We start from the raw sequence: 15,282 nt of genomic DNA on the forward strand, positions 1-15,282 counted from the left end.
CGGGTGCGAGCGTAAACAGCACCTGGTGTCGCCAGTGAGGGCTGTCACATAACGTTGTCAAAGCGGTGGCCACCACCCGGCTACTATTGTGCAGATGCCCAACCAATGCGCTTCGTGACCGTCGAACTGCTCAGGAGGCGACGGGCAGGAGTAGGTGGACGATGCCCGCGTCTGCCGGTCGGGTGACGTCCAGACCGGTGATCCTGGCGAAACTGTTCAGCCGGTTGACCACGGTGTTGCGGTGGCAGTACATCGCCGACGCCGTGGCCTTCACCGTCCCGGTGCCCAGAAATGTCCGTACCGTCGACACGAGTTGATCGGACTCGTCCTGCACCAGTGCCCCGATCGCGTCGCTCTCGTCCCGGAGAAAACCGGGGACCATGCGGCCACGGATGTGCCGCAGCACGGCGCCGGGAAGTAGGTCAGCGTACGGGTGCAGTCGCGAGACTTCGGGGTGGGAGCGCAACATCTCCACCGCTCCCCGGGCCGTCACCCGAACCGCCGCCAGTCCCTGAACATCGCTGAACAGCACGCCGGCACAGTCGCCGATCATGGCGTCCAGCGGACGTGCTTTATCCGGAGGACGCAGGACGGCTAACGTCGGACCGATCTCATGTGCGAACAGCGTCCCGTCGGCGAGGTCGTCCCCGATTGCCGGCCGCACGGCACTGACGTGCTCGGGTGAGATCACGGCCAGTTCATAGGACGCGTCGACGTGCACACCCAGGCCGGTGGCGACGTCTCCGAGCACGTCGGCGCTGACGGGGCCTTCGGCGAACAACCGCGCCAGGTGACGTTGGTTGGCGATACTGACGTTCTGGGCGATCCTGGCCGACTCACGGATGAACTCCTCCCGCACCGAGAACGAGTACCGGTCGACCACGACGTGCACACGTTCAACGTGGTCGATGAGCACACCCATACGTTCTTCACCGGCATGCAGGCGAAGCCGCCGCCAGAGCACCGGAAAGTCCAACTGCACGGCGTCCACCAGGTCCTGCATCGCCACTCCCTGCCGGGCACGGAGACGTCCGAGTCGACGGGCGATCAGGTGACGGTCGGGGGCGCCCAGGGGTGACCGCAGACGGTCGATGAGGAAGACGAAAGTCTCCGCCGCCGAATCCGCAAGGTCCTTTCTGCTCACCAGATCCCCGGAATAGAGCCCGGAGGACAGCAGTTCCGACAGGAACTCCTCGACGAGAAGGGGCACCTCTTTTTCCAGTTCGTCTACCAGGGCGAGCCACTCATGGTCCTCTCCAGTGTCCTCTCCAGTGTCCTCTCCGGTGCCTGCTGGAGTATTGGAGTAGCCGGATGGTTCGGAGTGCATGTGCACAACCCTACGCCGCGTGACACCGACAGAATCACAGGGACCGTACCGGGATGCCCCCCACCGCGGGAGCGCGGACTTACGGTGCTGTGGACCACATCAACCGCCCGGCGGGTCCTCCCGCCTGAGACACCGCGAGGTGACTTCCCTTATGCCACTGCGTCCCGACACCGTCATCGAGAACGCCACCATCATCACCGGCGATCCGAACCGGCCCTACGCCAGCCGCGTCGGACTGTGGAACGGGGTGATCCTCGGCGTCGACGACGACCTCGACACCCTCGACGAGCCCGCCCACGTGATCGACGCGGCCGGCGCGACACTGCTGCCGGGATTCAATGATGTCCACGCCCACAGCGTGTGGTTCGGACAGACACTGATGGAGGCCGACCTGGGGGCCTGCAGGACGTCCGAGGAGGTCTACCGGGCGCTCGGAGAACGGGTGAAAGACGCCGGCGCCGAGTGGGTCATCGCATCCAACTTCCACCCCCTTGCGCTGCAGGACGGTCCGTTGCGCATCGACCGTCTCGACGACATCGGCGACGGACGTCCAGTCGTCATCAAGCACAACTCCGGCCACGCCCTCACGGTGAGCTCCGAGGCGCTGCGTCGTGCGGGTATCGCCCTGGATCACCCGGACCAGCCGGACGGCGGCGAAATCCGTGTCGACGAACATGGCCGTCCTACCGGACTCCTCGACGAGAACGCGATGCGACCGGTACAGGCGCTGCTGCAGCCGGAGTCAGAGACCCTCATCACCCGCGCCCTCGATCTTGCCACCTCCCGGTATGTGTCAGAAGGGTTGACCTCGGTGACCGACGCGGGCATCGCCGGCGGGTGGATCGGACACAGCCCCCGGGAGTTCGGTGCCTACCAGACAGCGCGCGACAAGCGACTGCTGAGCACGAGAATGCAGACGATGATCACCATCGACGCCCTGCACGACGTGGCCGGTGCTCCGGAGGATGCGACGGTGCGGTCACTGTCTGCCGGGGTGCGCACCGGTGTCGGCGACGAGTGGCTCCAGATCGGCCCGGCGAAGATCTTCACCGACGGTTCCCTGATCGGCTCCACCGCGGCCATGTCGCAGGACTACCACCACTGCACCCACCACCGCGGGTACTTCCAGGGCGACCCCGAGTTGATGCGGGATCATGCGCTCGAGGCCGCCGCCGGGGGGTGGTCGCTGGCCATGCACGCGATCGGGGACGCTGCCGTGGACTACGCCGTCGACGTCATCGGTGAGGCACGACGTCGCTTCGGCGTCCCCCGCATGCCGCACCGCATCGAACACGGCGGTGTGGTACGCGACGACCAACTGGCGGCGATCGCCGGGGTCGACGCGGTCCTGGTCCCGCAGCCCAGGTTCATCGCCGAATTCGGCGATGCCATGATCGACAAACTCGGGCCTGACCGCAGCCTGCTGTCCTACCCGGGCCAGCGGGTGCTCGACGCCGGAGTCGTCCTGCCCGGCAGTTCAGACCGCCCCGTCGCCGGCGGAGCGCCGCTGTCCGTGATCCAGGCTTTTGTCGAGCGGTGCACCGAATCCGGCCAGGACTACGGCCCCGCCGACCGGATCACCGCCGCCCAGGCCGTGCACGCCTACACCGTGGGGTCGGCGCAGGCCACCGGTTGGGCCGGCCGCAAAGGCCAGATCATCCCCGGCCAGCTGGCCGACCTAGTGGTGCTCGGCCAGGACCCGACCGATCCCGGCACCGACCCCTCAGAGATCGCCGACATCCCGGTCCTGGCCACGGTCGTGGGTGGCGAAACCGTCTTCGGCGACGAGCACTGGACCACCCTGTCACCCGCACACAAGGAGACACTCTTATGAGTACGTATGACACCACTGTTTCCCCGTCCACCGCAGGTTTTCTCGAGGACTTCGCCGCCATGTCGGCCTTCGGCGCCACACCCGGTGGTGGCATCGACCGGCAGGCGGGCACCCCGGACGACCGTGCCGTCCGGTCCTGGTTCTCCGACCAGGTCATCGGGCGCGGCGGGCGGGTGCAGTTCGACGAGATCGGCAACCAGTTCGGACTCTTCGAGCGCACCCCCGGCGCGCCGTATGTCCTGGTCGGTTCGCACATGGATTCCCAGCCGCTGGCCGGTCGATTCGACGGCTCCTACGGGGTCCTCGCCGGCCTGCACGCTGTGTCGACACTCGCCGCTGAAACACATCCCTCACGGAGCAGCGGCGTCAATCTCGCGGTGGTCAACTGGTTCAACGAGGAAGGCTCCCGGTTCGCCCCGTCGATGATGGGGAGTTCGGTGTACACGGGGTCGTTGGAGTTGGAGGAGGCGCTGGCCGCCACCGACCATGCCGGGGTCACCGTCGCGGAAGCACTGACGGAGGCTGACTGGACCCCGATCGTCCCGACCCCGGAGATCGCAGCGTACGCCGAGATCCACGTAGAGCAGGGACGGGTGCTGGAGGACACCGGCGCCACCATCGGGTTGGTGTCGGCCACCTGGGGTGCCAGGAAGTTCCGGGTCACCGTACACGGTGACCAGGGGCACACCGGGTCCACGCTGATGTCCGACCGTCGGGATGCGCTCTTCGGCGCCGCGCTGATCATCGCCGCGGTGCGCCGGATGACCGACGAGGTTCCCGCGGGTTCACTGCAGGCCTCGGTGTCGCAGATGGTGGTGGAACCCAACTCCCCTGTCACCATCGCCCGGGAGGTGACGATGAACCTTGATCTGCGCTCCCCCGACACCGACATCCTGCAGTGGGCGGAGGCCCGGGTGGCAGAGGTCGTCGCGGCGGCGGAAGCCGAGGCACATGTCCGGGTGGACCGACAGTTGACGCACCAGTGGTCGTTAAACCCGTACCCTGCGGAGGGTGTCTCCTTGGCAGGTGGTGTGGCCCGCGACCTGGGTTTCAGCCACCGCGAGGTCTATACGGTGGCCGGCCACGACTCGACGAACATGAAGGAGAAGGTCCCGACGGTGATGCTCTTTGTCCCCAGCGTCGAGGGCATTTCGCACAATGAGGCGGAGCTCACCCGGGACGACGACATGCTGGCAGGGGTGGAGGTGCTCACCGAGACCGTCCGTCGGTTGGCGGAATCAGTAGACTCCGGTGGAAACTGACGGACTCAGGAGACAGCCACAGGAGGGCCACCGGTGACATCGCGGACGCAGGGCACGATCCGGACCGTCGCCGTCCTGACCACGTCGATCCTCGGCACCGCAGTACTCGCTGCCTGTGGCGGGGACAGTGAAGGCAGCGGAGGCAACGACGGCAATGACGGCGGCCGGCACACACCGATCACCGCCGCGGACGGTCTGACGATTGTCGAGGACGCCCCGGATGACGAGACCGACGAGCACTTCGTCGAGCGCATCGTCTATCCCGTCGGACCGGACGGCAGTGGCAAGCCGAATCCGGAGGAGAACTGGGCGGATCTCTATCTGCCGACTGGCGCAGAAGAACCGGCGGGCGCAGGGGACACAGAGCTGGCCGAGGCCACTGTGCCACTGGTCGTGTACATCCAGGGCACCGGGTGGAACGGTGGCGCCCACGGGGCCAGCCATGTCGCCTCCGACCTGGCGTCCCGCGGAGTCGCGGTGATCAACATCGAGTACCGGGGTGTCAAGGAAGGCGCCGGGTGGCCGAAGACGTTCGAGGATGTCGCCGCGGCCCTGGACTACGTCCCGACCATCGGCGAGCACTATCCGCAACTCCGTGTCGGGGACGCGACCGTCGTCGGGCACAGCGCCGGCGGACAGCTCGCCGCGTGGGCCGGCTCCCGCGGCGACCTGGACGACGATGAAGTCGGCGCGCAACCGACGTTCACCCCGACCCGGGTGGTGTCCCTGGCCGGACCGCTCGATCTGATCCGTGCCGCCAACACCGGCGATGACAATATCGTCAAAGCCATGCAGGCCACCCCGGACGAACGTCCGGAGGAGTACGACAGCATCGACCCCATCCGGAACATCAACCCCGACGTCGCCGTCGTCGCTGTCCACGGCACCGACGACACGGTGGTACCGCAGGGAAACTCCGAACGGTTCGTGGATGCTGCCGTCGACGCCGGCGGCAGCGCCGAGCTCGTCCTGCTCAAAGACGAGGACCACCTGTCGTTCCTGAAACAGGACTCACCGCACTACACGCGGGTGCTGGACATCATCCGCCAGACCGCCACGCTGCCCCACGATGTCTTGGACGGCGACCAGTTCGACTGACCCGCCGATCGATATTCGCACCTGACACCTTCTCGCTAAGCTCAGAGTCACCTGCCTGCCCCGCCCCCGAGAGGAGCCTGTCCGCTGTGAGTCTGCCCTCGTGCCGCTGGTACCGTCCGTATCGCTCATATCGCCCGTATCACTCGTACCCCGCCGGTCGCGTTGCGTCCATGCTGGCCGCCACCGCGCTCACCGTGACCCTGGTGTCCTGCAGCGACGACAGCAGTTCCGGACGGAACGCCGACGGCGGGCACTCGTCCCCTCCGTCCGACACCATCGAACTGGACGGTGCGACGGTCGTCCCTGACGTGCCGAACGACGAGGTGGCCGACGGCTTCGTGGAGCGGTTCGTCTACCCGGTCCGCGAGGGCACACCGGATCCCACGCAGAACTGGGCCGACTTCTACCTGCCTGAGGGCGAACACGACGAGGACACCGTCCCCCTGGTCGTGTTCATCCACGGCGGAGCGTGGCACGGCGGCGCGCCCGGGTCACGACACATCGCCGCCGACCTGGCCTCGCGTGGACTGGCGGTGCTCAACGTGGAGTACCGCGACGTCAACGAAGGTGGCGGCTGGCCGCAGACCTTCACCGATGTCGCCGATGCGCTGGACTACATCCCGTCCATCGACAAGCGGCACCCGGAGATCACCATCGACGATGAGACCGTCGTCGGGCACAGTGCCGGCGCTCAGCTCGCCGCCTGGGCCGGCACCCGTGGCGACCTGGAGACTGGCACGCTCGGGGCGGACCCGAAGTTCACACCGAACCGCGTGGTATCCCTGTCCGGCCCGCTGGACCTGGTGTGGGCCGCCGAGCACGGCGACGACAATATCATCAAGGCCATGAAGGGCACTCCCGCCCAGTTACCGGAGCGCTACGACAGCATCGACCCGATCCAGAACATCAACCGGCATATTCCGGTCGTCGCGGTACACGGGACGGCGGACACCCTCGTCCCACCGGAGAACTCGCAGCACTACGTCGACGCGGTCACCCACGACGGAGGCAACGCGAAGCTGGTCATGCTGCGCGACGAGGACCACACGTCGTTCCTGAAGAACTCATCGAGACACTACAACCAGGTGCTGGAGATCATTCACCGCGTGACCACTCTGTCCCACGAGGAGCTCGGCACCCGGCTCGACGGCGGGACGACGGAGTTGGCTGAGGAGAAACCCTAGGAACCGCCTGCACCCTCAGGAGGTGTGGTGCACCGGCGCGAGCTTGTACACCGGAGTGTCCAGCCCCTCATGCCGGGCGGCGAGTTGCAGCGCGAGGTAGCGCGAGTAGTGGCGTCCCTGGTGCAGGTTGCCGCCCATGAACCAGAGGTTGTCCTGCTGGGTCGGCTTCCACATATTGCGCAGTTCGCCCTCCCACGGGCCGGGGTCCTTGGCGGTGTCAGAGCCCAGTCCCCAGCACTTGCCGACCTTGTCGGCGACCTCCGGGCTGATCAGCATCTCGGCCCAGCCGTTCATCGACCCGTATCCGGTGGCCAGCACCACGACATCGGCCTGTAGTTCGGTGCCGTCGGTGAGCACCACGCCGTCGGCGGTGTAGTGGTCGATGCCCACGCCACTGTGGAGTTCGATCGTGCCGTCGGCGACGAGTTCGGATGCGCCGACGTTGATGTAGTAGCCGGAACCGCGGCGCAGGTACTTCAGGAAGAGGCCGGACTCGTCCTCACCGAAGTCGAGCATGAATCCGGCGTCGTCGAGCTGGCGGTAGAAGTCGGCGTCCTCCTCGCGCACCTTGTCGAAGGCCTCCTTCTGCCCGGCGGGCAGCAGTTTGTACGGCCAGGAGGCGAAGAGCATGTCTGCGGTATCGGTGTCGATACCAGATTCGACGGCTTCCTCGGAGAACAGTGGCGAGGTGACGTGTTTGATGAATGCGTCGGAATTGACGATGTGGGTGGAGGACCGCTGGATCATGATCGGGTGTGCACCGTTGTCGTGCAGGTCCTTGCAGATGTCGTGGGCGGAATTGTTCGCCCCGAGCACCACGACCCGGCGCCCCTTGTCCGTCTCGCCGCCCGGATGTTCCGAGGAGTGCCGGATCTCGCCGCGGAAGTCCTCCTCCCCCGGGAGGGACGGCTTGTTCGGCACGCCGGACATGCCGGTGGCCAGGACCAGTTGGGTGGGATTGAGGACGACCTGTTCACCGTCGCGGGAGACGACGACCTCCCACGTACCGGTCGCCTCATCATAGGACGCTCGCTCACAGGTGGTTTTCGTCCAGTAGTCCAGGTCCATGATGCCGGTGTAGTGCTCCAGCCAGTCCCCCATCTTGTCTTTGGGGGTGAACACCGGCCAGGTCGATGGGAACGGCAGGTACGGAAGGTGGTCATACCAGACCGGGTCATGCAGGCACAGGGAATGGTAGCGCCCACGCCACTGGTCACCGGGGCGGTCGGACTTCTCGACGACGAGTGTGGGCACCCCCTGGTGCTTCAAACGCGCGGCCAGTGCGATACCACCTTGTCCACCTCCGATGATCAGGACGTAGGGCTGGTCCTCGTAGCCGAGGCGTTCCTTCCGCTGAGCTCGTTTGTCCGCCCAGTTGAGCTTTTCAGCGTCCGGGCCGTGTTCGACCCCCTTCGGACGGTTGCGACCCTTGGGCTCGGGACGGGTGACGAGTTCCCTGGCCGAGGTCAACAGCGTCCAGATCTTTCCGTTGCGCAGGCGGACAATGGCGCGGGCCTTGAACACCGGGGTGGTGAAGGTGACGGTACCGCGGGTGACGCCGTCTCCTTCGTCGGTGGCGTCCTCGACGACGAGGTCGGTGGCACCGATGCGGTCGTGGTTGGCCCGGACCAGGTCGGCGATGGCATCCGGGCCTTCCGCGGTGTGCAGGTTCCAGGTGAAGACGACGAGGTCGCGCCAGAACCCGTCCGGCTCGAACAGGTCTGCCACAGCGTCGGCGGCAGCATCCGGGTCACTGGTGTTCAGTGCAGCGGCGAAAGTGGTGAGCCAGTCAGCGACCTGCTGGTCGAGACTGGTGGCGGCGGTGTCGGTGGCGGCGGTCATGGACCGGTGTCCTTTCGTTCGCGGAAGCTGGAGAGCGAGAAAACGTGCCGACCCGATGTGCAGTGGGTCACATCTGGCCGACCCCGACTACGGTAGGAGCACCTCCGCCCCCTGACGACCGCACTGGAAACATCATTGTGCAGACATAAAGTTCACCATCGAAATGATCCCGGTCATGCGTCCACCACCCCTGCACCACCGGTCACCACGGGGGTGGCCGCACCTCACCCCCGGGCGAGCGTTGCGATGCGGCGGACGGCGTCCTCCACCGCCCACTCGGCGTCTGCTGCGTGACCCTTGACCCCGGCATCCAGCTCAGCAACAATCTGGACCGCCGCCGCAACGGATGACGCCGTCCAGGACCGCGCCGAACGTACCGTCTTCTCCAGTTTCCACGGCGCCATCCCGTACTCCCCTGCCTGCTGGCGGGGGTTTACCCGGGCGCCGTGCACCCGGGCAATGTCGCCGACCATTCCGGACAGCGCCGAGGCCAGCAGCACGGGATGCACGCCGAGCTGCAGCGCCCGGCGCGCCGACCCCAGAGCCTGGTCAGCCCGTCCGGCGATAGCGAGATCCGCGACGTCGAAGCCGGAGACCTCCGCAGATCCCTGGTAGTACCGGTGCACGGTCTCCTCGGTGACATGACCGTCGGTGTCGGCGACAAGCTGGCTGATTGCACTGGCTAACTCCCGCAGGTCGGTGCCGACGGAATCAAGGAGTGCGGCAGTGACATCCGGAGTCACGCGTACCTTATGGTCCCGGAACTCCTGTTCCACGAAACTCTGGCGTTCCCTGCCTTTGAGTTCCGCAGCCGAATGTACCTCGACCGCGCCTTTCGGCCCCTTCTTCGGCAGACTGGTGACCAGGGACTTCTGCCGTCCTTTGCCGGTGTGCTGGAGAATCAGCACCACGCCGGGGGCGGGATCAGTAACAGCCATCTCGATCATCGCGACGGAGTCCTTCGCGGCCTCCTCCACTCCGGTGACGACCACGATGCGATCCTCGGCGAACAGCGACGGGCTGAGCAGTTCGGCCAGTTCACCAGCGTTGAGTTCGGAGGTCTTGCGCATGTCGACCGGTAGATCATCGATCCCGGCGTGAGCGCGGGTCGCTGCGACGATGCGGTGCCGGGCCCGCTCCGCCAGAAAGCTGTCGGCGCCGACGATAAGGTTCACCGGAGCCGGTGGACGGGAACTGGTTGCCATGCGTGCCAGTCTATCGGTCAGCGGCCCGAGCGAGCGGGCGACCATCTATGCTGATGCCATGCAGGTTGAACGCGTGGTGCCGAATGTCGTGGTCGGCGATCTGCCGCGGGCTGTCGAGGAGCACACAGAGATCCTGGGGTTCGAGGTCCTCATGGACCACGGCTGGATCGTCACTCTCGGTGATGACGCCGGTCACCAGCTCAGTCTCATGACCGCAGATGCGACCGCCCCGGTCTGCCCGGCCGTCTCGGTCTTCGTCGACGATGTGTCCACCGCCCTGGAGCGCGTCCGTCGTGCGGGCCTCGAGATCATCCACCCGCTCACCGAGGAGCCGTGGGGTGTGACCCGCTTCTTCTACCGTGATTCGCAGGGCACCGTCATCAACATCGGCATGCACACACCGCCGGGCGACTGAGATAGGTTCAGTCACCTCCGCGATCCGCAGAACAGACCCCCGTCCACGATCCCGTCGGCGTACAACCCCTCGGCCGCCCCTTCCGCGCCGAGCACCACCGTGCCGTCCCGGAAAGGAAACGCCACCGGCACCCCGCCCGGTGTACGGCTCGGCATCCCCCGGCTCCGACCACACGCGGTCACCACATACAGCTCCGGACGCTCTGCACGCTCAGACGATTCCTCCTCGGACGACGCATTCAACCGGTACTCGTGCAGCATGACTGCCGCTTCATCAGTGACGACGATGACCTCAGCGTCCTCTCCTGCAGGTCCGCGGAGTATCTCCGGCCCGCCCGACGTCGTCGGACGCACGCCCAGATACCAGTCGACCTCATCCAGGTCATCGGCCCACACCCGCACCAGCGCCGCACCCTCGCCGGTCGCCACGGCATAGGGACCGGTCACCAGCACCCCACGCTGCACAGCCACCACCGTCCACACAGCTGCCACCAGCAACCCCGCGGCGGCACACCGACGCCATCGCCCCGACACCACCACCAGAACTACCCCCACCGCGACGACAACCACCACCCCTGCTGCCGTCGCACCGCCCGGGGTGTGCAGCACCGGTACGCGGGACAGGACCGCTGCGACGCTGAGGATCCACCACGCCGGTACCGCCGCCACCCACAGCACAGCCGTTGCAGCACCGGTGTGCACACCTGCGACCAGCGCGCCCAGCATGCCGATCACCGTCACCGGCGGAACCGCTGCGCCCACCAGCACATTCGCCAGCACCGCCGTCGGCGAAACCACACCCGTCATCTGCACGATCACCGGTGCGGTCACCAGGTCAGCTGCCAGACTCACCGACACCAGCCCCACCACCATCGCCTGCCACCGGGCGGGAGGATGATGCCGCCCCTGCCGCGCCGTCCTACGGTCCGTCCAGCCCTGCAGAATTCGACGGGTGATCAGCGGCGCGAGCGCCACGATGCCCGCCGTCGCCGCCACCGACAGGATGAACGCGTACTCGACCGCCAGCCCCGGGTCCACTCCCAGCAGTACGATCACGGCAGCAGACAAGGCGGCGTAACCGTGGGCCCGCCGAGCCGACAACGCCGCGACCAAGCCGACCACGCCCATCACCGCCGCCCGCAACACACTCGGTTCCGGGCCGACCAACAGTACGAACGCCACCAGGCACAGGAAGGCCACCAGATACCGCGACCACAACGGCCACCCCCACGCCGTCACCAGCACCAGCACACTACCCGTGACGATCGCCAGGTTCGCTCCACTCACCGCCGTCAGGTGGGTCAGTCCTGTCGCCAGGAACTGTTCCCGGGCCACCGGATCCTGCATGCTGACGTCCCCGACCACCATGCCCGGCACCAGTTCACCGGTTCCGCCCGGCAGGTTCTGTGCCGCATCCCGCAACCCGGCGCGCAGATGAGCAGTTGCTCCGGCGAGCCCGTCCGGTGCAGACACCACGTCCGGAACTCCCGACGCAGACAACTGTAGCGGGACCATGGCCAGCCGGTCTGTCTCCGCCGCAGTCGCTTCCACCGCCAGTGACGTCCCCGGCTGCCATGCCAGCATTCCGGCCTCGACATCCCGGGCGTCAAGGAACAGCGGCACTGTGCCCAGGCGGTCCACCTGCACCGTCAACAGGACGCTCCCGCCGGTCAGCTGTTTCGGCGCCGTGGCGAGTTCCACCGTTTCCGTCAGCCGTGTCGTTGTCCCCCTCAGCGCATGCTGATCCACCCGTGCCACCAGCCATGCCGCCCGGGCGGACCACGCAGCCGCCACCAGTGCGACGAGGGCGCTGGTCCGCACTACGACACGTAGCGGCCCTTCCGCCACCGTCGTGCCCGCGCGGAACGGCCCCAGACGCAGCACCCCTACTCCCGCGACCGTGCTCACGCCCAGCAGTCCTGCAGCCACCCACGGGCTGCGCACCATGATCGTCAACACCACGGCCAGCCACACCGCCACCGCCACCGGCACCAGCCGCAGGTCCGGGCCCCGGCGGCGTCGCATCACCTCAGGGCTGCCCGGATCTCGGTCCGGAACCGTCCACGGTGCCCCTGTGCCCGGCGGCGGCACTAGATCTGGGTTGGGACGCGACCGCAATGCTCTAGAATCCACGGACCGGTCAGACGGTGACGCTGTCACGCAATGCCTCGAACTTCGCCGGACCGATCCCCTTGACCTCCATGAGCTGCTCCACTGCAGCGAACCCACCATGGTTCTCCCTCCAGGCAATGATCGCCTCCGCCGTGGCCGGGCCAACCCCGGACAAGGACGTCAACGCCACGGCATCGGCGGAGTTGATGTTCACCATGCCGGACGCCGACGCACCGGAGTCGGCCCCGTCCTCCGCTCCTTGTCCCGGTTGCGATGAAGCCGGGCCCGCTGACGCAGGAGCCCCGTTCTCCTGAGCCTGCCCCGGGTAGAGCACCCGCGACCCCTCCGGATCAACCACGATCTGCATGCCGTCCACGACCGGCTCGGCGAGGTTGATCCCCTCCACACGACCGTCCCCCCGGACCCCTCCCGACCGGTCGATCACCTCGCCTGCCCGCGTCCCCGCATCGACGGTGACCAGGCCGGGGTTCTGCACCATCCCCTGCACCGACACCACCACAGGCCCCACACCTGCGGTGTCATCTTCCCCGCCTGCCTGGTCAGACTCACTACGCCCGCGGTCATCCGTCCCGGCGTCCCCCGCCAGTTCTACCCCGGGTTTCCCGGACACCACTGGTGACAGTCCGGACGCGACCTCCCCCTGGTCACCGCCGCCGCTGTCACCACCTGTGTCGTTGAATAGCATCACCCCTCCCACCACGACCACCAGGGCCGCGACTGTTGCCGTCATGATCCGGGCGGACCGGGGACCGATCGCGGTCCGACGCTCGAACCGGACATCCGCCAACTCATGGCCGGGCAGCGGCTGGGTCAGGGCCTCCACCCTGTCAGCCACCGCCCGCCGTGTGCCGCTGCCCCGGCGCTGTGCCGGTGCCCTGTGTTCTGCGTCTCCGCCCATGCGTCACCATGTAACTGCACGGGTGGACCTGGTCCCTCCCCGAAGACGTTGTCGGCGCAGGACGTTGTGGACAACAACCGACCTGTGGAAAACGTCAGTCCTGCACCAACGACACTGCCAGCGCCCCTGGCCCGGTGTGCACAGCCATCGCGTGTGAAATATCCACGACCGAGATGACCACACACTCCGGCAACTGCCCACGCAGGTTGGCGCGGAGCTCCTCGGCAGCGTCCTCCGCCTCCCGGTGGTGAACGGCCAGATGCATCGGCACCCTCGGCAAATCCCGCAACGGGACCTGCTCCTCGGCACGGCGACGCAACCGCAGCCGCTCATGCTCGGTTTTCTCCGACTTCTCGGCTTTGTCCGTTTTGTCTGACTTCTCGGATTTGTCTGCCTTGTCGGACCTGTCGCGGCCACCGAAGTTGAAGATCCGCGGCCGGTCCGGGGATTCAGGAACGTCGTCAGCATCGAGTGATTCGGGTTCGGGCTTATCCGAAACCGCGGAAGCGTTCTGCTCATCCCCGTCATCGGGGACATCGTCGTCGTCCGCGTCGTCCGCGTCGTCCGTATCGTGCCCGTTCCCGTCCGCCCGAACGACAACGTCCGACTCTGTTATCCGGGCGACCGTCTCCTCGGACGACTTCGCGTGCTCCGCAGTCGTATCCGCACCCTCGTCCGCCGTACCAGCGTCCTCACCTGTGTCGCCGTCCTCCGACGACGATTCTGACGGCAACAACGCCTCAGCGACATCACGGTATGCATTCGCGGCGAGGGTCACCATCCGCTCCATCGCCTTCGACCGGGTCCGGGTCTTCGCAGCAAGTTCAAGCCGCCCGCCCGCCAGGTGCATGATCGGCTTGATCGCCAACGCGGTCGACAGCAGTCGCTGGCCTGCGGTCAACCGCCCACCGCGCGCCAGCGTGTCCAGGCGGTTGACGAACAGCCAGAGCTGGCCGGTGTCTATGACGTGCTGGGCCGCGCCACGACACTCGTCGAGTGAACCACCCTCATCAGCGCAGCGAGCCGCGGCGATGGCCGCCTGCCCGATGACCATGCCTCCGGACATGGTGTCAATGACCTCAACGCGTCCGTCGAGAACCGCCGCGGCCTGCGATGCCGATGACCAGGTGCCTGACAGCTCCTTGGAGATGTGCAGTGCCACCACACCGTCGTCACCGCTGCGTTCCAGCAGCCGCGCATAGCAGGCGGTAAGTTCAAGGGCCCCCAGGCCCGCCGTCGTCTCGTCGTCCCCCTCGCCTTCGGCGTGGAAGTCCAGGACGGTGATGCCGTACTCCGTGGCCAAGGCCGGGGGCAGGCATGCCGAGGAATCGGTGACCACCAGTACACTCATCGTCCGGTCACCTCACCTTCATCCGCATTCACCACGGCAACCGGCATGGGTGCCGCGACTCCCACATTCCATCCTTCCAGGAACCAGCGGGGTGCGCGCCACACTGTGCCGCCGGAGCCCGGATCAGTGACATCACCGGTCGGGCGAGCCACAAGCTGGGACCAGCGGGCGTTCCCCAGCCCACCGAACATCGGGTAGTGCTCGGTCGGGATCCCCAGGAGACGGGACGTCAGTGCCGCGATCGTGCCACCGTGGGCGACGAGCATCACCGTACCGGCGTCCCACGCATCGGTGGCCATGAGTTCCTCGACGAGGCCCACCGCGCGGTCGGAGACCTCCAGACGGGTCTCCCCGTTCGGAGGGGCCCAGGTGGGGTTCAGCCGCCAGTGTGAACGCTGACCGGGGAACACCGCGTCCACATCCTCGTGGGCTTTGCCCGACCAGTCCCCCAGGTCGGTCTCCCGCAACCGGGAATCGGTGGTGTACTCCAGGTTCAGGGCTTCGGCGAGCAGGGCCGCCGTGTCCTGCGCACGCTGCAGATCCGAGCTGACGACCGTGCCGATCGGCCAGGTCCCCAGCTCTGCGGCAGCGGCCTCCGCCTCGGCGCGCCCCGCTTCAGTGAGAGGGGTGTCGAGCTGGCCCTGCATACGCCCGACAAGGTTGAACTCAGTCTGACCGTGCCGGATCAGAATCAACCGACGTTCGGGCAGACGTCTCCCCCCAGACGGGCCGGA

General features: G+C 67.0%; 12 protein-coding genes. 5 read left to right on the forward strand and 7 right to left on the reverse strand.

The window, feature by feature from the left end; translation table 11 throughout:
- Positions 1–130 precede the first annotated feature (130 nt).
- A complete protein-coding gene (locus tag CGLY_RS11410) occupies positions 131–1,327 on the reverse strand; it encodes a helix-turn-helix domain-containing protein (protein ID WP_038549509.1) in 1,197 nt (398 codons plus the stop codon).
- A 151-nt stretch (positions 1,328–1,478) separates the two neighbouring features.
- Between CGLY_RS11410 and CGLY_RS11415 the strand changes: the two genes are divergently transcribed.
- From CGLY_RS11415 to CGLY_RS11430, 4 genes are all read left to right on the forward strand, one after another.
- On the forward strand, positions 1,479–3,161 hold the full coding sequence (locus CGLY_RS11415; protein ID WP_052540107.1) for an amidohydrolase: 1,683 nt from the start codon (positions 1,479–1,481) through the stop codon (positions 3,159–3,161).
- Positions 3,158–4,423 carry a M20 family metallo-hydrolase gene (locus tag CGLY_RS11420; RefSeq protein WP_038549511.1) on the forward strand — a complete coding sequence of 422 codons (1,266 nt, stop codon included), beginning with the start codon at positions 3,158–3,160 and terminating at the stop codon, positions 4,421–4,423. The genes CGLY_RS11415 and CGLY_RS11420 overlap by 4 nt, the downstream gene beginning before the upstream one ends.
- A gap of 33 nt (positions 4,424–4,456) precedes the next feature.
- Complete coding sequence (locus CGLY_RS11425) at positions 4,457–5,521, forward strand: alpha/beta hydrolase family protein (RefSeq protein WP_081803897.1); 1,065 nt, start codon at positions 4,457–4,459, stop codon at positions 5,519–5,521.
- A 170-nt stretch (positions 5,522–5,691) separates the two neighbouring features.
- Positions 5,692–6,705: an alpha/beta hydrolase family protein gene (locus CGLY_RS11430; RefSeq protein WP_052540109.1), complete on the forward strand. Its 1,014-nt coding sequence runs from the start codon at positions 5,692–5,694 to the stop codon at positions 6,703–6,705.
- Positions 6,706–6,720: 15 nt separating this feature from the next.
- Here the strand turns inward: CGLY_RS11430 and CGLY_RS11435 are convergent, their stop codons facing one another.
- Both CGLY_RS11435 and holA read right to left on the reverse strand, forming a co-directional pair.
- Complete coding sequence (locus CGLY_RS11435) at positions 6,721–8,547, reverse strand: NAD(P)/FAD-dependent oxidoreductase (protein ID WP_038549513.1); 1,827 nt, start codon at positions 8,545–8,547, stop codon at positions 6,721–6,723.
- A gap of 224 nt (positions 8,548–8,771) precedes the next feature.
- Entirely contained in the window at positions 8,772–9,752 is a 981-nt protein-coding gene (holA, locus tag CGLY_RS11440) for a DNA polymerase III subunit delta (RefSeq protein WP_038549516.1), read from the reverse strand.
- Positions 9,753–9,810: 58 nt separating this feature from the next.
- On the opposite strand from holA, the gene CGLY_RS11445 reads away from it, so the two are divergent.
- Positions 9,811–10,167, forward strand: a complete 357-nt coding sequence (locus CGLY_RS11445; protein WP_038552781.1) for a VOC family protein — start codon at positions 9,811–9,813, stop codon at positions 10,165–10,167.
- 11 nt (positions 10,168–10,178) lie between these two features.
- Here CGLY_RS11445 and CGLY_RS11450 read toward each other — a convergent pair whose 3' ends face one another.
- The 4 genes from CGLY_RS11450 to CGLY_RS11465 form a co-directional block, all read right to left on the reverse strand.
- The gene (locus CGLY_RS11450) at positions 10,179–12,191 is read right to left on the reverse strand and encodes a ComEC/Rec2 family competence protein (protein ID WP_227590254.1); all 2,013 of its coding nucleotides are present in this window, start codon (positions 12,189–12,191) and stop codon (positions 10,179–10,181) included.
- Positions 12,192–12,306: 115 nt separating this feature from the next.
- The gene (locus CGLY_RS11455; protein WP_052540112.1) at positions 12,307–13,197 is read right to left on the reverse strand and encodes a helix-hairpin-helix domain-containing protein; all 891 of its coding nucleotides are present in this window, start codon (positions 13,195–13,197) and stop codon (positions 12,307–12,309) included.
- A gap of 94 nt (positions 13,198–13,291) precedes the next feature.
- Positions 13,292–14,548, reverse strand: a complete 1,257-nt coding sequence (locus tag CGLY_RS11460; protein WP_038549519.1) for a DegV family protein — start codon at positions 14,546–14,548, stop codon at positions 13,292–13,294.
- A complete protein-coding gene (locus CGLY_RS11465) occupies positions 14,545–15,195 on the reverse strand; it encodes a histidine phosphatase family protein (RefSeq protein ID WP_265101970.1) in 651 nt (216 codons plus the stop codon). Before CGLY_RS11465 ends, CGLY_RS11460 begins: the two co-directional genes overlap by 4 nt.
- Between the last annotated feature and the right edge of the window lie 87 nt (positions 15,196–15,282).

Origin of the sequence: Corynebacterium glyciniphilum AJ 3170, assembly GCF_000626675.1 — a bacterium.
GTDB lineage: Bacteria > Actinomycetota > Actinomycetes > Mycobacteriales > Mycobacteriaceae > Corynebacterium > Corynebacterium glyciniphilum.